Raw genomic sequence first — 16,792 nt, forward strand, 5'->3', positions numbered from 1 at the left:
AGAGAGGGGAGGCCGTCGTGTGGTTCGGCCGTAAGCGCAGCAAGAAGGCGTCCGAGAAGGCGTCCGCGAAGGCGTCCGGGAAGGCCGGGAGCGACCTGGCGCCGCTGACCCGGGCGATCATGGAGCTGAGCGGCGACCCGGGGCTGGACAGCCGGGTCGCCCGGCAGGAACGGCAGGCGCGGTCCGGCGATGCCGAGGCCCTGATCCGTCTGGGGGCCCGGCTGCTCGACGAGGGCCGTGACGCCGAGGCCGAACAGCAGTTCCGCCGCGCCGCCGAGCTCGGCGAACCGCTGGCCATGCACAACCTGTCCGTGGTGCTGGGGAAGGCCGGCCGGGCCGCCGAGGCCGCGTCCTGGCAGCAGCGCGCCGCCGAACTCGGCTGCGCTCCCGCCATGGTCGGCGCCGGCTTCCGCGCCGTCGACGAGAACCGCCTGGCCGATGCCGAGCGGTGGTTCCGCGGAGCGGCGGACCAGGGCGAGGACCAGGCCGCGTACATCCTGGGCGTGCTGCTGTCCGAGGCGGGCCGCAGCGCCGAGGCCGAGCGGTGGCTGCGGGCCGCCGCCGACAAGAGGAACGCGGAGGCGATGTACTCGCTGGCGTACCTGGTGCAGGGGGCCGGACGCGAGCCCGAGGCCGAGCTCTGGTACCGGCGGGCCGCCGACGAGGGGCACCCGCAGGCGATGAACAACCTGGGCACCGTCCTGCGCTACAGCGACCGGGTGGCCGAGGCCCAGGAGTGGTTCCGTCGCTCGGCCGAGGCGGGCGAGCCGATGGGCATGCTCAACCTCGGCGAACTGCTGGAGGCCGGCTCGCCCGAGCGGGCCGCCGAGTGGTACCGGCAGGCCGCCCGACGGGGATCGGCGAAGGCGCAGAGGCATCTGACGCGGATGGCGGAGCAGGGCCCGGGGCGGCCCGCATGAGCGAGGCCACGGTCGTCCTGCACCAGGTGGGCGGCCCTGGGACCGGCGACGAGCACGTCTTCACCGAGCGCACCACCTGCCTGCTCGGCCGGGCCGCCGAGTGCATGCCGCGGCTGCCGGACGACGAGCGCCACCGCACCGTCTCCCGGCACCACTGCCTGCTCGACATCAACCCGCCCGACATCCGGATCCGCGACTTCGGCAGCCTCAACGGGACGTACGTCAACGGGAGGAAGATCGGCCAGCGCGCCCGGAACCAGAGCCCGGAGGAGGGCGCGGCACTCGACCTCCCCGAGCACGACCTGGCCGACGGCGACGAGATCCGGATCGGCGACACCGTCTTCCGGGTCGGCCGGTCCGCCCCCACCCTGCGCCTGCGACCGGCCCGCTGCGCCGCCTGCGGCCGGGACACGGCGGACGAGGCCGACGGCCGGGACGGCAGCTACGTCTGCGCGACCTGCCGGGCCGAGCCCGGCATGGTGCTGCGGCAACTGCTCGCGCTGGCCCGCCAGGGCGGCGGGGCCGTCGCCTCGCTCGCGGACTACGAACTGTCGGCCCAGCTCGGCCGCGGCGGGATGGGCACCGTCCACCTGGCCCGCCACCGGGGGACCGGTCGGGAAGTGGCACTGAAACTGATGCTGCCCAAGGTGGCGGCCAGCACCCGGGCGCGGGCCCTGTTCCTGCGCGAGGTCGCCGTCACCCGCACCCTGCACCACCCGAACATCGTCACCCTGCACGAGGTCGGGTTCGCCGGCGGCACCTTCTTCTTCACCCTCGAGTACTGCCGCGGCGGCAGCGTCGAGGACCTGCTGGGCCGACGCGGCGGGCGACTGCCGGCGGACGAGGCCGTACCGCTCGCCCTCCAGGCGCTGGCCGGACTGGCCCACGCCCACGCGGCCGGCGTGGTCCACCGCGATCTCAGCCCGGGCAACCTGCTGCTCGACCACGGGCCGGACGGCCGACCGGTGGCGAAGGTGGCGGACTTCGGCCTGGCCAAGGCCTTCGACCAGGCGGGCCTCAGCGGCCTGACCCGCACCGGCACCACGGCCGGCAAGCCCTCCTGCATGCCCCGCCAACAGATCGTCAACTTCCGCTACGCCACCCCGGAGGTCGACGTCTGGGGACTGGCCGCCTGCCTCTACAGGATGCTGACCGGCCGCTACCCCCGCCCCTTCCCGCCCGGCGCCGACCCGTGGCAGGTCGTCCTGCAGACCCCGGCCACCCCGCTGCGGGAGGTGGCGCCGCACCTCCCGCACCGCCTCGCCGAGGTGGTCGACCAGGCCCTGCGGGAGCAGCCGGCGATCGGCTTCCCGGACGCCGCCGCCTTCGCGGCCGCCCTCCGGGAGGCGCTCTGACCGGCCCGCCCCCGACACCCGGGGCGGCCGCCGGGCGCGCTACCGCTCGTAGACCATCTCGGGGAAGCGCGGCGACGGGCCGTCCAGGAGGTGGTCGTCGTGGCCGCGCAGCCAGCGGTCGAAGAACGACGCGACGTACGAGCGGGTGGCCGACACCGCGCGGTCCGGGGGAACGTCGCCGACGGCGCCGGTCAGGTCCGTCCCGCTGATCGCGCCCTGGCGGGCGAGCTGGGGCAGCAGGGACTGCGCGTCGGTGTAGGAGCCGTGGCGGGAGCCGGTGAGGGTCACGTCGGCGTGCCAGCCGGTGCTGTGCCGCCACAGGGCGTCCCAGCCGGGCTGCCGGTGGTAGCTGCCGGATTCGGGGTCCTGGGTGCCCATGAGCAGGAAGGGCCGGGTGAGGCCGTCCTCGGCGGCGGTGGGCAGGGGCAGTTGGACCCCGGAGCCGTCCGGGTTGGAGAAGTGCAGCTGGCCGTCGAGGTTGACGCCGGCCTTGAGGCGCGGATCGTCGTGCATGGTCTGGAGGGCCGCGGAGCCGCCGCCGGAGTGGCCGACCATGCCGATCCGGTCGAGGTCGAGGGAGGCGGCGAGGCCGGCCGGCAGCCGCTCGTCGTGGCGCAGCCCGGCGAGCCGGTCCAGGACGGAGCGGGTGTCGTCGACCCGGCTCTGCAGCATCCTGCGCAGGAGGGCGCTCATGTCGAGGCCGGGCTGGGCCAGCAGCGCGGGGAAGACGGAGGTGGCGAGGTCCCCGTCGGGGAAGGCGACCTCGGAGGCCTCGTAGGTGTGGTCGACGGTGACGACGACGTAGCCGCGCGAGGCGAGGTCCTCCACCAGGCCGGTGCCCCAGGTGCGCGGGTCGCCGAAGCCCGCCGAGTACAGCACGACGGGCCGCTTGCCACCGGGGAGTGCGGGCGCGTCGGTGCGGGCGTGGGTGCGGATGCCCGCCCAGTCGGTGCGGCCGGGCTCGAACCGGTAGTCGCTCTGGCCGACGCTCCCCGGCGCTGCCGAAGTGCTCGGCGGCGGCGGGGACCATGTACGGCGCGCGGTCGTCGCCGGTGGCGGCCCGGGTGGTCGGGTACCAGAGGCTGATCATCAGCTTGCGGTGCTGCCCGGGCTTCCAGGGGTCGTCCCGGCGGTCGTCCGTGAGCTGCAGGGACGTCGTGCCGACCGGGTACGGCCCGGTGGGCTGCGGCAGCCAGGCCCTGGCCTGCTGCCCGGCGCCCGGCCCCGGCGCCGCCACCGCGCCCGGCGCGCCGACCACACCCAACGCCACCGTCGCCGCCAGCAGCACCGCCGCCACGGCCCGTCCTCGCCCGCTCATCGTCGTCTCCCCCTCGTTCGGTTTCCGTCGTCGCTTTCGACACGGGCGACGGTACGGGCGAGGCGGGGCGGACGCCGTCATACAGGGGTGCCAAGTCCGCTGTGCTACCCTGGTATGACGGTTTCCGGCGCCACCGGTACGTCCAGGCCCTCGGGTCGAGTGCCCCTTACCGGCTGAGGATCGCCTTGACCTTGTCGGCGACCTGCGTCGCCTGGATGTCGCGGCCCTTCTCATTGGGGTGCAGGTACCACGGGAGCGTCGTGTCGCCGAGCTTGACCAGGGAGGGCTCCAGCAGGCCGCCGATGCCCCGGTCGGCGCCGTCGCACGCCGTGTTGCCGCCGGTGTGGGCGTAGAGGTCCACGAAGTCGGCGCCGCCCTCGGCATCGGCGACGGCCTTCTTCATGACGTCGTCCAGCCGCTTCTGGATCTGGTCCAGGACCGGCAGGGCGTCCTGCGGGATGTCGGCGAACGGCAGCTCCGTCTGACCGGGTGCCGCGGTCCGGCACTTGGCGGTGTCCGCGGGCACGAGCCTCGGGTAGCCGGCCAGGACGCGCTTCGCGTCGGGGGAGAAGTAGCCGATGCGGTCGAGCAGTTCCTCCAGCTCCCACCCGACTTCCTCGAACTGCCGGTCCAGCCACTGCTTTCCGTCTCCGGACGTGAAGAACTCGCCGCACGTCGCGGCCGGCACGTCCTCGTCCACCGGTGTTCCCGGCAGCAGGACCCCCTCATCGCCGCGGAGCTTGGCGGAACACTGCTTCAGGATGCGGTTGAAGCCCACCGTGTTGCCGCCCAGGCTGCCCACGACCAACTGGGTGTCGGGTTTGAGCGCGTCCTGCTGCGGCGGGACCTCGCCGAGGTTGAAGGGCAGCTCCTGCTTCTCCCAGAAGTGACGGACGAGGGCCCCTCCGCAGGAGACGTCCGACTGGACGTCGAGCGTGACGCCCTTGTCCGCGAGGCGCCTGGTGGCGACGGCGGGGTAGTTCTCCTTCGCCTGGAAGCAGAAGACCTGTGGGCTGTCCTCGTGGTTCAGGGGGGGCGATGCCGTAGTTGGCGGTGTAGGAGTCGCCGAAGAAGACGGTCGGTACGGGGACGGCGGGCGCCGCGCCGGCGCTGCCCGCCGGACCGGCGAGCGCCAGGCAGCTGCCCAGCGCGGCCGCGGCGGCGACCAGCCGCCGTACCACTGGAGTTCCCGTCGTCTTGCGCGTGGCCGAAGGCATGGCTGTGCCCTTTCATCGGAGCCGAGGTGAAGGAAGCGGAACGATCCGTATTCATTCACATGCGGAGCGCGATGGTCCGGTGGACGCCGGCCGCAACCGGGTGTGTTCCCGCATCACCCCCTGGCGTGCGTCCGTCGAGCCTGGTCAACCAGGGGAGGCGCGGTCGTCGGGTCCGAAGGCGATCGTCACCCGGAAGGCGGAACTCGCCTCCCGCCACCCGGGTGGGGCGTCAGGCGGGACGGCCGGTGACCTCGGAGACCGTGCCGTTGCCCGTCCCTGACGCCGTGAGGGGGAGGCGTACGGTGAACACCGAGCCGGTGCCGGGGGTGCTGGCCGCGTGGACGTCGCCGCCGTGGAGTTCGGCGAGTTTGCGGACGATGGCGAGGCCGAGGCCGCTGCCGCCGCTCTGGCGGTTGCGGGACTTCTCGGCGCGCCAGAACCGTTCGAAGACCAGCGGCAGGTCCGCCGGGGCGATGCCGTTGCCGGTGTCCGCGACCTCGATGAGCAGGGCGTGGGCCTCCGGCCGGGTCCGCAGGGTGACGGTGCCGCCCGCCGGGGTGTGGCGGACGGCGTTGGCCACCAGGTTGCCGACCATCTGGCGCAGGCGTACCGGGTCGGCGGACAGCTCGTACTCGGCCGTGGCCGTGTCCGTGTCGACGACCAGGGTCACGCCCGACGCCTGCGCCAGGGCGCCGTGCGCGGTGGCGGCCTGGGCGAGCAGGTCCTCGGCGTCCACCGGCTCGCGGTGCAGGGCGAGTTCGCCGGCGTCGGCGGCGGCGAGGTCCCGCAGGTCGTCGATCAGGTGCTGGAGCAGCAGGGCCTCCTCCAGCAGCGAACTCGTCAGGGCGCCGTCGGCGGTGACGACGCCGTCCTCGACGGCCTCCAGCCAGCCGCGGATGTTGCTCAGCGGGGTCCGCAGCTCGTGCGCGATGTCGCCCACCATCGCCCGGCGCAGCTCCTCCAGCTGCTCGCGGCGCTCCGCCATGGCGTTGAAGGCGGCGGCGAGTCCGGCGATCTCGTCCCGGCCGGTCGCGGTCACCCGGGCGGAGAGGTCCCCGTCGGCCATCCGCCGGGCGGCCCGGGTGAGGGCGTTCAGCGGCCGGGAGAGCCGCAGGCCGACCGCCGTGGTGATCGCCACGGTGACGGCCAGCACCAGCGCGGCGACCTCGACGACCCGGCCGCGGTGGGGTGCGGACAGGACGGGGGCCGGCTCCGCCGTGCCGGAGGGCGCGCCGACGAACAGCAGCACGGGCGGAGCCACGTACCGGACGAGCTGCTGGCGACGGGAGTTGGCGAGGCAGGCGGAGACCACCTGCTCCTGCTCCCGGTCGAGGGACGGGGTCCACCGCAGGGACAGGGACAGCTGGACGGGCCGGATCCGCTGGCGCTCCAGGCAGGCGTTGACCAGCCCGGTGAGGTCGGCGAGAGCGGCGCTCTCGGTGCCGGTCGGGGCGTCCAGCACCTGCGGCGGCGCGCAGCGCACACCCGAGGCCGCCTGGCCGCCGGGGACGTTCACCACGGGGTGTCCGGCGGCGTCGTCGGTGACGGTCGCCTCGACGCCCAGGGCCGACCGCAGGCAGTCGGCCCGGGTCCGGGCGGCCTCCTCCATGGCGGCGCGCTCGGCGGCCGTCATCCGGAACGGGCCCACGGCGCGGGCGTCGATCCGGTCGGCGGGGGCGTCGGGCAGCATCGCGAGGTCGACCGAGAGCGGGTCGACGGTGGTGGTGGGCGTACGGGGCAGGGCTGTTCGGCCGGCGGCGGGGTCCGGGGCGGCGGTGGCCGAGGGGGCCGCGGCGGGTGTGGCCGCCGCCGAGTCGATGACCGGCTCGAAGCGCGGCGTGGCCAGCAGGATGCGCTGCCCGGTGTCGGCCGCGAGCCTCCGGACGGTCGGCTCCGCGCCCGTCCAGTCGGGGTGGGTCGCGGCGTAGCCGAGCAGTTCGTGGTAGATCCGGACCTGGTCCGCGAGGACCTGGTGCTGCTCCTGCCGGATCGCGCCCGTCGTGGTGCGGGCCGTCAGCCAGGCCGTCGCGGCGATGGAGCAGAGGGAGACCAGGGCGGAGAGGGCGAGCAGCCGGAGCAGCAGCGTCCGGCGGGGAGGGGCGTCACGACGCACCGTGCGGCTCCTCGGCGAGCTTGTAGCCGATGCCGTAGACCGTCAGGAGCCGGGTGGGGCGGCGTGGTTGGGGCTCGATCTTGCGGCGCAGGTTCATCACGTGGGTGTCGACGGTCCGGGTGGTGATGTACCGGTCGATGCCGTGCAGCTGCTCCAGCAGCTGGGCGCGGGTGAAGACCCGGCCGGGCTGGGCGGCCAGCACCTCCAGCAGCCGGAACTCGCCGGGGGTGCAGCTGACGGGCCGTCCGTCGGCGGTGATCTCGTGGCGCAGCGGGTCGACGGTGAGGGCCCCGGCGGTCAGCACGCCCGGCGGCGGGGCCGGCGTGGCCGGGGGCGTGGCGGAGTCCAGGGGCAGGGACTGAGGGAGGGGTCGGGAGCCGCGGCGCAGCAGGGCGCGGACCCGGGCGACGAGTTCCCGGGGGCTGTACGGCTTGGTGAGGTAGTCGTCGGCGCCGAGGTCGAGGCCGAGCAACAGGTCCTCCTCGGTGGTGCGGGCGGTCAGCATCAGCACCGGGACGGCGGATTCGACGCGCAGGGCGCGGCAGACGTCGAGCCCGTCCATGACGGGCATCATCACGTCGAGGACCAGGAGTTGGGTCGGCCCTCGGCGGGCCTCCTCCAGCGCGGAGCGGCCGTCGTGGACGACGACGACGTGATGACCCTCCCGCTCCAGGTACAGCCGGACCAGGTCCGCCTGCTTGGGATCGTCCTCGGCAACCACGACGTGTGCGCACATGACCATGATCGTAAAGCGCCGTCGGAGGGCACCCCCACCGGTTCGGGACGGCCTCCCGACAAGTTCCTGACATCTCCGGACCAGGGTGGGGGAATCCGCCGGGGCACGTGCCCCGGACCCTGCTGCGAAAGGCGCCCGCCTGATGCCCTCCTCCCGTCCGGTGTCCCTCACCGCCCGCGCTCTCGGGGCGGCCCTGCTGCTCTCCACCGTCCCCGCCGTCGCGGCGACGGCCGCCACCCAGGGGCCGACCCCCGCCGCCGCCACGGCCGTTCCCGCCGCCGCGCCGACCGTCACGGCGGCGGAGGTGATGCCGCACCTCCAGGCCCTGCAACGGATCGCGGACCACAACGGCGGCAACCGCGCGCACGGCACCCGGGGGTACGCGGAGTCGGTGGCGTACGTGAAGCGGGCGCTGGACCGGGCCGGCTTCCAGACGCAGCTGCGCCGCTTCTCCCACGACGGCAAGGACGGCTACAACCTGATCGCCGACTGGCCGGGCGGCGACCCGGACCACGTGCTGCTCTCCGGCGCCCACCTGGACAGCGTCCCGATGGGCCCGGGGATCAACGACAACGGCTCCGGCTCGGCGGCCGTCCTGACCACCGCCCTCCAGGTCGCCAAGGCCGGGCTGAAGCCCGAGCGGCACCTGCGCTTCGCCTGGTGGGGAGCCGAGGAGGCGGGGCTGGTCGGCTCGGCGGACTACGTCAAGAACCTGTCCGCCGACGACCGCAAGGCCATCGACCTGTACCTCAACCTCGACCAGGCGGGCAGCAAGAACCTCCAGCAGTACCTCGTGGTGAAGGACGAGAAGAACGGCGGGGCCGCGGCCTTCAAGGCCTTCGAGAACTGGTTCGGCAGCCGGGGCTTCGCCACCTTCGACATCCCGCTGGACAGCTCCGACACCGAGTCGTTCGGGAAGGCCGGCATCCCGACGTCCGGCTTCAGCAGCGGCGTCTCGGACTGCCTCCACAGCGCGTGCGACGACCTCGCCAACGTCGACCCCGCGACGCAGGCGACCAGCACCAACGCGCTGATCGGCGTGGTGTGGCAGTACGCCGCCTCCGCTGCCACGGCCCGACCCTGATTCCCCGTCGTCTCCAGGAGCCACAGATGCGCGCACCACTGAGCCACCACCGCCGCAAGGCCGCCACCCTGGTCGCGGCCGCCACCGCCCTCGGCGTCGCCCTGACCGCCGCCCCCGCGGGAGCGGCCGGCATCGGGGACCCGTACTTCCCCGAGGACGGCAACACCGGCTACGACGTGGCGAACTACGACGTCCGGATCGCCTACGACCCGGCGCACCCCGACCGGTTGGACGGCGACACCACCGTCACCGCCCGGGCCCTGCGCCCCCTCGACCGCCTCTCCCTGGACCTGAAGGGCTTCCAGGTCGCCTCGGTCACCGTGAACGGCGCCCCGGCCAGGTCGTTCTCCCGCTCCGGCGAGCACAAGCTGGACATCGAGCCCGCCCGCCGGGTGGCCGGCGGTGCCACCTTCGCCGTACGGGTCGTGTACGCGGGCAAGCCCGACCCCGAGGGCTGGCACCAGCTGGTGTCCGGCGGCGTCAACGCGATGGGCGAGCCGCACGGCGCGACCTCCTGGTTCCCGTCCAACGACCACCCGTCCGACAAGGCCACCTTCTCGCTCACCGCGACCGTCCCCGACGGCTGGACGGCCATCGGCAACGGCCGGCCCGGCCCGACCACCGGCAAGGACGGCTCGACGACCTTCCGCTGGCGCGAGGACAAGCCGATGGCGACGTACCTCAGCACCGTCGCCATCGACAGGTTCACCGTCCACCGCTCGGAACTGCCCGACGGGACACCGGTCATCACCGCCTACGGCCCGGACGTGCCGATCGACGACGTGGCCAAGGCGACCGAGGCCCAGCAGCCGGAGATCATCGCCTTCCTGGCCTCCAGGTTCGGCCCGTACCCGTTCTCCTCCGCGGGCGCCATCGTCCGCAGCTGGACCAAGGAGTCGGGTACCGGCGCGCCGGACCTGGAGACCCAGAGCCGGCCCACCTACACCAACTACTTCTGGGACGCCGCGGCGGTCCACGAGATCTCCCACCAGTGGTTCGGCGACAGCGTCTCGTTCACCGACTGGCGCGACGGCTGCATCGCCGAATGCGTCGCCCAGTACGCCAACCAGCTGTGGGACGAACACCAGGGCAGCGACCTCGACACCGGCTTCTACGCCCCCACCGTCCAGGAGAACCGGAACAAGCCGGAGTTCTGGTCCACCAAGCTGTACGACCCGGGCCAGGGCAAGGAACTCGCCCCGGCCCTCTACTTCAAGGGCTCGCTGATGATGCACGCCCTGCGGCGCACCGTCGGGGACGACGCGTTCTTCGGCACCCTCAAGCGCTGGACCGCCGACCACGCCTACGGCAACGCCTCCTTCCCCCAGTTCGAGGCCCTCGCCGCGAAGGTCTCCGGCAAGGACCTCAAGGGCTTCTTCGACGCCTGGGCCCACGGCACGACGATCCCCCCGCAGCAGTACCTCTACCCGGGCACCCTGGCCCCGCTGGCCGGCCGGTAGCAGCCCGCTGCCGACCGTGCCCACGGAGGGGCTGTCCCGCTCGGGGACAGCCCCTCCCGCGTTGCGCGGCAGCCTGCTCCGGGCCGTCGGCGACGCCGAGGCCGGCACCTTCACGAGCATGGCTCCCTCGTCCGGGTGAAGTCGATCGAACACTTCTCTGCAGCCGAACGGAGTAGGGCATACCGCGGGTGACGGCGATGCCGGGTGCGTCAACTCCCGTGCGTGTCCGCGATGTCGTCGCGTGAGAGGGGAGTGGCTCATGGCGGTGCAGGACGGGCGGGGCGGGCGAGCGGTGTGCGGGGCGTCGGCCGGCCGGTCGCGCCGGATCGCGGGCTGGCGCTCGGTGGCGGTCACCAGCGCGTTGACGCTCGCCGGGGTTTCGTTGGGCCTGCCGGCGCCGGAGGCGGCCGCGGCCTCGGGCCAGCAGAGCTTCACGCGCTCCGGAAGGTTCACCGTGCCCGCGGGCGTCACCCAGGTCACGGCCTACGCGTGGGGTCCGGGCGGGGCGGGCGGGGCCGCCGGTGGCGGTGCCGGTGGCGGAGGGGGCGGTGGCGGAGGGGGCCTGTCCCTCGCCACGCACGACCGGGCCGGCGGTGGTGGTGGCGGAGGAGGTGCCGGAGGGGCCGGCGGGGGCGGTGGTGGTGGTGGCGCCGCGGGTTCCTACGTTCAGTGCACGCTCACCGTCCAGCCGGGTTCTGTTCTGGACATCGTGGTGGGGAAGTCGCGGGCGGTCGGTTCTCCCGGCGGGGGCGGAGCGGGTGGGCTGGGCGGAGAGGCCGGCGGGCTCCTGCGAAGCGGCGATGCGGGCGTCGCGGGCGCGTCGGGCGGCAGGGTGCCCGCTGTCTCGATGGCTCGAGGAGAGTCGACGTACCTCGCAGGGCCCGAAGACGATTCTTTCCCCAGCCTCATCGCTCCGTACGGAACCCCGGGCGGTACCGCCAGGGCGGTCGGTGAGGCACAGGGTGGTACCGGGGGAGGCTCCGGCCGTGGCGGTGAACCCGCCGGACTGGGAGGCCTGGGCGGCGGTGGAGGGCTGGGCGGCACCGCGGGGCCCGGCGGGTCGGGCGCCGGAGGGGCTCCCGTGACGACCGGTTCACGCTGCGAGGGGAGCGGCGTTCAGAAGGTCGCCCCCGGAGCGGGGGCCCCGGGGACGGCCGGCTCGGCGGGGCAGCCCGGTGTCACCGGGGGGCCCGGCGCCATCAGGCACGGCGGCAAGGGAGAGATCGGTGGCGCCGCTGGTGCGGGCGGTGCCGGCGGACAGGGGTCCGCCGCCGTCACCGGCGGTGTTCCCCTGCCTCCCGGGCTGAGCGCCGGCGGTGCGGGCGGCACCGGCGGTGCGGGAGGCCGGGGAGGGGGTGGAGGCAACGGGGACACCCCCGGAGGGCAGGACGCCGGCCCCGGGGCTTCCGGGGCGTCGGGTGCCGACGGGCAGAAAGGCGAACTCGGCGGAGGGGGCTACCTCGTCCTCAGCTGGTGACTCCGGACGGCCCGCGCACCGGGATCGCCGGTGGCGGTCGCGCCGGGCGGGACGGTGCCGTCGAGGAGGCGGAGCCGGCCCGGCTTCGTCACAGGGCGGTCAGGGTGAGGGTGGTGGGGCCGCTGGCCCCGGTGATGGTGCCGCCGCCGACCGGGCACAGCTCCGGGTTGGTTCCGGTGAGGTCGGCGGCGTCCACGACCTTCACCGCGGTGTCGCCCGTGTACCGGCCCGTGCTGACGGTGCCCGTGTAGGTCGCGGCGGTGCCGGTGTCCTCCACGGAGGTCCAGTGCACGGTGCTGGTGCTCCGGTCGCTCCAGGTGACGGTCTCGTCGAAGGGGTTGAGCGTGTGGATCAGGTTGACGCAGGTCTCGCCCGGCTCGTCGGCCGTGGTCGCGCTCGTCCCGGGAAGGCCCGTCTCGCACGTCGCGTAGGAGTTCTGGGACGTGACGCTGATGTCCTGCGGCTGGTTGGTCAGCGCGGGCGTGAACTCGCTGGTGAACGTGCCTTCGCACTGCACGTCCACCACGCCCTGGGCGTGGGCCGGTGCACCGGCCGGGAGCAGCAGGAGTCCACAGGCCAGCGCCATGGCCCCGGCCAGACGGCGGGGCAGCGGGAATCGGGACGGAACGGTGTTCATCGAGCCTCCAGGGGAGAGCGATCGGTCGGGGCTTGGCCGTCCGACCGGTGCGAGGGTGGTGATCGGGGCGGGTGCGCGGGGGGATCCGGTGCTCCGGTCGGCTTCCGGTGACGGGGGGCCATGAGCACCGCCGCCCCGCGCCACGCGCGTGACTGATCGTGTACTCACCGTGTGTGCCTACCGGCCGCCGCGCAAGCCCGGACGGCCGGTCGGATGCCGTTCACGAGGCGGGTTCGGGTCAGGCGGGTGGGCTGTTTTCTGCCACATTGGTCTCTACCATTGCCCCGAATCCGGGATTCCGGAAGGCTCGCCGCCGAGCGCCGGGAAGCGGACTCCGGCGTTCTCGCCCGAGGGAGGATCCACCGAGATGGCATTGCGCACAGCGGTTTCCACCATGGCCCTGGCCGGACTGCTGACGGTTGCGGGTGGCCTGGCGGCCGCTCCCGCCGCCCAGGCGTCCACGACGAGGACGACCGGATACACCTACATCGGCATGTACCCGAGCGGCGCCGCGTGCGACGCCGCCGGCCGGGCCTACGTGGCCCGCGGGGAGGCGGTCAGCTACTTCTGCGACGTGGCCCCGACCACGGCCCGGCTCTCGGTCTGGTTCTACTGAGACCGCCTGCCGGGTGCCGCGCGGGGTCCGGGGTGACGTCCGCTGCGGCGGGTGTCCGGCGGTGTGACTCCGGCTGAACCGGCAGGTCCGGGTGAGCAGTCGGGGGCGTTCGCGGCGGAGTTCTTCGCTCCGCCGCGGCGCTCGGCCTCCGGCGGTGGGCCCGCCGCCGGAGCGGCAGCCGTACCCCCTGGCCGTTTGCCTGTTCGGGTGGCCTTTTACCATCGTGTCGGATTCTCCGACGGACGGTGCCGCCCGCTCGGCCGCTGCGGCCGGGGGCTCGCCGTCCGACACCCACACGGCACCACGACTCCACCGCAGACGCTGGAGTCGTGCATCTAGGAGGAACGTTCATGCAAGCCCGGAAGATCGGCGCGGTCGCCGCGACAGCGGTAGCAGTCCTGGCGGCCCGCGACCTCATCCAGAAGAGGCACGCGCTCCTCCGGAACTTCCCGGTCGTCGGCCACGCCCGGTACCTCCTGGAGACGATCGGGCCGGAGCTGCGGCAGTACATCGTGACCTCCAACGAGGAGGAGCGCCCCTTCAGCCGTGACCAGCGCACCTGGATCTACGCGTCGGCGAAGGAGGAGAACAACTACTTCGGCTTCGGCACCGAGGTCGACGTCGAGCACGTCCAGGGGCACGCCTACCTGAAGCAGCGCACCTTCGCCGGTGCCCTCCCCGACGCCCACGACCCGCAGGCACCGCTGCCCTCGGCCAAGGTGCTGGGCGGGCCGCGCGGCCGCGCCAAGGCCTTCCGGCCGGCCAGCGTGGTGAACATCTCGGCGATGAGCTTCGGCTCGCTCTCCGGCGCGGCCGTCACGGCGCTCAACAAGGGGGCGGCGCTGGCGGGCACGATGCACAACACCGGCGAGGGCGGCCTCTCGCCGTACCACCGCAACGGCGGTGACCTCGTCCTCCAGCTCGGGACGGCGTACTTCGGCTGCCGCGACGAGAACGGCGCCTTCAACCTCGACAAGCTCAAGGAAGTCGTCGCCGGGGCCCCGGTCAAGGCGATAGAGATCAAGCTCTCCCAGGGCGCCAAGCCGGGGCTGGGCGGCATGCTGCCGGGCGCGAAGGTGACCCCGGAGATCGCCGGGATCCGCGGCATCCCGGTCGGCCAGGACTGCGCCTCCCCGTCGCGGCACACCGCGTTCGGCGACGTCGACTCGATGCTGGACTTCGTCGAGCTGATCGCCACCGAGACCGGCCTGCCGGTCGGGGTCAAGAGCGCGGTGGGGGAGGCGGGCTTCTGGCAGGAGCTCGCCACGCTGATGGCCCGCGGCGACCGCGGGGTCGACTTCGTGACGGTCGACGGCGGCGAGGGCGGCACCGGCGCGGCGCCGCGGATGTTCGCCGACTCGGTGTCGCTGCCGTTCCGGATGGGCTTCTCCCGGGTCTACGGCACCTTCGCCGAGCTGGGGCTGACCGACGACCTGACCTTCATCGGCTCCGGCAAGCTCGGCCTGCCCGAGAACGCCGCGGTCGCCTTCGCCCTGGGCGCCGACATGATCAACGTGGCCCGGGAGGCGATGCTGTCGATCGGCTGCATCCAGGCGCAGAAGTGCCACACCGACAAGTGCCCCACCGGCATCGCGACCCAGAACGCGTGGCTCGCCCGCGGCCTGGACCCGACGTCGAAGGCCGACCGGGCCGCCGCCTACCTGCGCACCCTGCGCAAGGAGCTGATGAAGGTCTCGTCGGCCGTCGGCGTCGCCCACCCGGCGCTCATCACCGCCGACGACATCGAGATCCTGAACGGCGACTACGAGGCCCGCACCCTGGCCGGCGTGTACGGCTACAAGGAGGGCTGGGGCGAGCTCGGCCCGCGGCTGGCCGAGGAGATCACGGCGCTGATGACGGCCGGGCCGGCCGTCTGATCCACCCTGCCGACCCCCGTCGGCCGGCGTCAGGTCGACCGCGACCCGGAGCGCCGACCGTACGGGGGTTCGGCGCTCCCCGGGGGATTGGTCCAGACCTTAAATGGTCCAGACCTATTGACGGGCCCTGCCGCTCCTCCTACGATCCGGACCGGCACAGCCCCACATGTCCCCCACCTCACCCAAGCCGGGCGTCGCGCCCCCACGCGTCGGTCATGTCCATGGCGCTCGGCGGGAAGGGAGCACCACATGTTCCGTCGAAGGCCGAGTCGTCCACGCCCGCAGCAGGCGCCCGTGGAACGCGCGTCGCAGGCCCCCCGCACCGGCCGCGCCCGGCACGGGTCGAGCGTCCTGACGCGTTCCCTCGCCGGGGTGAGCGCCGCCGCCGTGATCGGCGCCGGCATCGCCGTGGCGGGCACCGTCACGGCCGGCGCCGCCACCCCCAACCTGGTGGCCAACCCCGGGTTCGAGGACGGGCTCTCCGGCTGGACCTGTTCCGGCGGCTCCGGCGCGGCCGTCGGCAGCCCGGTCCACTCCGGTGCCTCCGCGCTCCAGGCCACGCCGACCGGCCAGGACACCGCCCAGTGCACCCAGACCATCAGCGTGCAGCCCAACTCCCAGTACACGCTGAGCGCCTACGTCCAGGGCAGCTACGTCTACCTGGGCGCCACCGGCACCGGCGTCGCCAACGCCTCCACCTGGACGGCGAGCAGCCCCTCGTACAGCCAGCTCAGCGTCGGCTTCACCACCGGGGCGAACACCACCTCGGTGACCGTCTTCCTGCACGGCTGGTACGGGCAGCCCGCGTTCTACGCGGACGACGTGGTGCTCACCGGCCCCGGCGGCAGCAGCCCCAGCCCCACCCCGACCACCGCGCCGCCGACCAGCACGCCGCCGACGACGACACCGCCCACCAGCACCCCGCCCACCACCACGCCTCCGACGACGACGCCGCCCACCACGACGCCGCCGAGCGACACCTGCCCCACGAAGCCCAAGCCGTCCGGCAAGGTCCTCCAGGGGTACTGGGAGAACTGGGACGGCGCCCTGAACGGTGTCCACCCCGGCATGGGCTGGGTCCCCATCACGGACAGCCGGATGGCCGCGCACGGCTACAACGTCATCAACGCCGCCTTCCCGGTGATCCTCTCGGACGGCACCGTGCTGTGGCAGGACGGCATGGACAGCAACGTCAAGGTCTCCACCCCCGCCGAGATGTGCCAGGCCAAGGCGGCCGGGGCAACGATCCTGATGTCGATCGGCGGCGCCGCCGCGGGCATCGACCTGAGCTCCAGCACGGTGGCCGACAAGTTCGTGGCGACCGTCGTCCCGATCCTCAAGAAGTACAACTTCGACGGGATCGACATCGACATCGAGACCGGCCTGTCCGGCAGCGGCAACATCAACACGCTGTCCGCCTCCCAGGCCAACCTGATCCGCATCATCGACGGCGTGCTGGCCCAGATGCCCGCGGGCTTCGGCCTGACGATGGCCCCCGAGACCGCGTACGTCACCGGCGGCAGCGTCAACTACGGGTCGATCTGGGGCGCCTACCTGCCGATCGTCAAGAAGTACGCCGACAACGGGCAGCTGTGGTGGCTGAACATGCAGTACTACAACGGCAGCATGTACGGCTGCTCCGGCGACTCCTACCAGGCCGGCACCGTGCAGGGCTTCACCGCGCAGACCACCTGCCTGAACAACGGCCTGACCATCCAGGGCACCACCATCAGGGTGCCGTACGACAAGCAGGTGCCCGGCCTGCCGGCCCAGCCCGGCGCGGGCGGCGGCTACATGGACCCGGGGTCGGTCGGCCAGGCGTGGAACGCCTTCAGCGGTTCGCTGAAGGGTCTGATGACGTGGTCGATCAACTGGGACGGCTCGAAGGGCTGGAGCTTCGGCGACAACGTCAAGCGCCTCCAGGGGCGTTGATCCCCGGCTGAGCTGACGACGGCCTCCCGCGGTCCGGGCCGCGGGAGGCC

General features: G+C 73.5%; 12 protein-coding genes. 7 read left to right on the top strand and 5 right to left on the bottom strand.

Features of this window, described 5'->3' with window-relative positions; translation table 11 throughout:
- Positions 1-17: 17 nt before the first annotated feature.
- Both ACFRQN_RS23790 and ACFRQN_RS23795 read left to right on the top strand, forming a co-directional pair.
- Positions 18-920: a tetratricopeptide repeat protein gene (locus ACFRQN_RS23790; RefSeq protein ID WP_380741926.1), complete on the top strand. Its 903-nt coding sequence runs from the start codon at positions 18-20 to the stop codon at positions 918-920.
- Positions 917-2,275 carry a protein kinase gene (locus tag ACFRQN_RS23795; protein ID WP_380741928.1) on the top strand — a complete coding sequence of 453 codons (1,359 nt, stop codon included), beginning with the start codon at positions 917-919 and terminating at the stop codon, positions 2,273-2,275. Before ACFRQN_RS23790 ends, ACFRQN_RS23795 begins: the two co-directional genes overlap by 4 nt.
- Before the next feature lie 39 nt (positions 2,276-2,314).
- On the opposite strand, the gene ACFRQN_RS23800 is transcribed toward ACFRQN_RS23795, so the two are convergent.
- The 4 genes from ACFRQN_RS23800 to ACFRQN_RS23815 all read right to left on the bottom strand — a co-directional run bounded on the left by ACFRQN_RS23800 (position 2,315) and on the right by ACFRQN_RS23815 (position 7,659).
- A complete protein-coding gene (locus ACFRQN_RS23800; RefSeq protein WP_380741930.1) occupies positions 2,315-3,154 on the bottom strand; it encodes an alpha/beta hydrolase family protein in 840 nt (279 codons plus the stop codon).
- 605 nt (positions 3,155-3,759) lie between these two features.
- Positions 3,760-4,869: an SGNH/GDSL hydrolase family protein gene (locus ACFRQN_RS23805; RefSeq protein WP_380741933.1), complete on the bottom strand. Its 1,110-nt coding sequence runs from the start codon at positions 4,867-4,869 to the stop codon at positions 3,760-3,762.
- A 170-nt stretch (positions 4,870-5,039) separates the two neighbouring features.
- Complete coding sequence (locus tag ACFRQN_RS23810) at positions 5,040-6,923, bottom strand: sensor histidine kinase (RefSeq protein WP_380741935.1); 1,884 nt, start codon at positions 6,921-6,923, stop codon at positions 5,040-5,042.
- Positions 6,913-7,659 (bottom strand): response regulator transcription factor, encoded by a 747-nt coding sequence (locus ACFRQN_RS23815; RefSeq protein WP_380741937.1) that lies wholly within the window; start codon positions 7,657-7,659, stop codon positions 6,913-6,915. The genes ACFRQN_RS23810 and ACFRQN_RS23815 overlap by 11 nt, the downstream gene beginning before the upstream one ends.
- Positions 7,660-7,801: 142 nt before the next feature.
- On the opposite strand from ACFRQN_RS23815, the gene ACFRQN_RS23820 reads away from it, so the two are divergent.
- Both ACFRQN_RS23820 and ACFRQN_RS23825 read left to right on the top strand, forming a co-directional pair.
- Positions 7,802-8,743 (top strand): M20/M25/M40 family metallo-hydrolase, encoded by a 942-nt coding sequence (locus tag ACFRQN_RS23820; protein WP_049651738.1) that lies wholly within the window; start codon positions 7,802-7,804, stop codon positions 8,741-8,743.
- Between the two features lie 26 nt (positions 8,744-8,769).
- Complete coding sequence (locus ACFRQN_RS23825; RefSeq protein ID WP_380741940.1) at positions 8,770-10,203, top strand: M1 family metallopeptidase; 1,434 nt, start codon at positions 8,770-8,772, stop codon at positions 10,201-10,203.
- Between the two features lie 1,565 nt (positions 10,204-11,768).
- On the opposite strand, the gene ACFRQN_RS23830 is transcribed toward ACFRQN_RS23825, so the two are convergent.
- On the bottom strand, positions 11,769-12,317 hold the full coding sequence (locus tag ACFRQN_RS23830) for a hypothetical protein (RefSeq protein ID WP_380741942.1): 549 nt from the start codon (positions 12,315-12,317) through the stop codon (positions 11,769-11,771).
- A gap of 367 nt (positions 12,318-12,684) precedes the next feature.
- Here ACFRQN_RS23830 and ACFRQN_RS23835 point away from each other — a divergent pair, with 367 nt between their 5' ends.
- The 3 genes from ACFRQN_RS23835 to ACFRQN_RS23845 all read left to right on the top strand — a co-directional run bounded on the left by ACFRQN_RS23835 (position 12,685) and on the right by ACFRQN_RS23845 (position 16,742).
- Positions 12,685-12,933: a hypothetical protein gene (locus ACFRQN_RS23835; RefSeq protein ID WP_049651741.1), complete on the top strand. Its 249-nt coding sequence runs from the start codon at positions 12,685-12,687 to the stop codon at positions 12,931-12,933.
- Between the two features lie 350 nt (positions 12,934-13,283).
- Positions 13,284-14,810: an FMN-binding glutamate synthase family protein gene (locus tag ACFRQN_RS23840; protein ID WP_380741944.1), complete on the top strand. Its 1,527-nt coding sequence runs from the start codon at positions 13,284-13,286 to the stop codon at positions 14,808-14,810.
- Positions 14,811-15,182: 372 nt separating this feature from the next.
- On the top strand, positions 15,183-16,742 hold the full coding sequence (locus ACFRQN_RS23845) for a carbohydrate binding domain-containing protein (protein ID WP_380741946.1): 1,560 nt from the start codon (positions 15,183-15,185) through the stop codon (positions 16,740-16,742).
- The last annotated feature ends 50 nt before the right edge of the window (positions 16,743-16,792 follow it).

Source organism: Kitasatospora sp. NPDC056800, assembly GCF_042789775.1.
Taxonomy (GTDB): Bacteria; Actinomycetota; Actinomycetes; order Streptomycetales; family Streptomycetaceae; genus Kitasatospora.

Bases quoted from the DNA above. Each gene is read 5' to 3' on its own strand.
- ACFRQN_RS23830 (WP_380741942.1), bottom strand. From the start codon at position 12,317: ATGAACACCGTTCCGTCCCGATTCCCGCTGCCCCGCCGTCTGGCCGGG.
- ACFRQN_RS23840 (WP_380741944.1), top strand. From the start codon at position 13,284: ATGCAAGCCCGGAAGATCGGCGCGGTCGCCGCGACAGCGGTAGCAGTC.
- ACFRQN_RS23835 (WP_049651741.1), top strand. From the start codon at position 12,685: ATGGCATTGCGCACAGCGGTTTCCACCATGGCCCTGGCCGGACTGCTG.
- ACFRQN_RS23815 (WP_380741937.1), bottom strand. From the start codon at position 7,659: ATGTGCGCACACGTCGTGGTTGCCGAGGACGATCCCAAGCAGGCGGAC.
- ACFRQN_RS23825 (WP_380741940.1), top strand. From the start codon at position 8,770: ATGCGCGCACCACTGAGCCACCACCGCCGCAAGGCCGCCACCCTGGTC.
- ACFRQN_RS23795 (WP_380741928.1), top strand. From the start codon at position 917: ATGAGCGAGGCCACGGTCGTCCTGCACCAGGTGGGCGGCCCTGGGACC.
- ACFRQN_RS23820 (WP_049651738.1), top strand. From the start codon at position 7,802: ATGCCCTCCTCCCGTCCGGTGTCCCTCACCGCCCGCGCTCTCGGGGCG.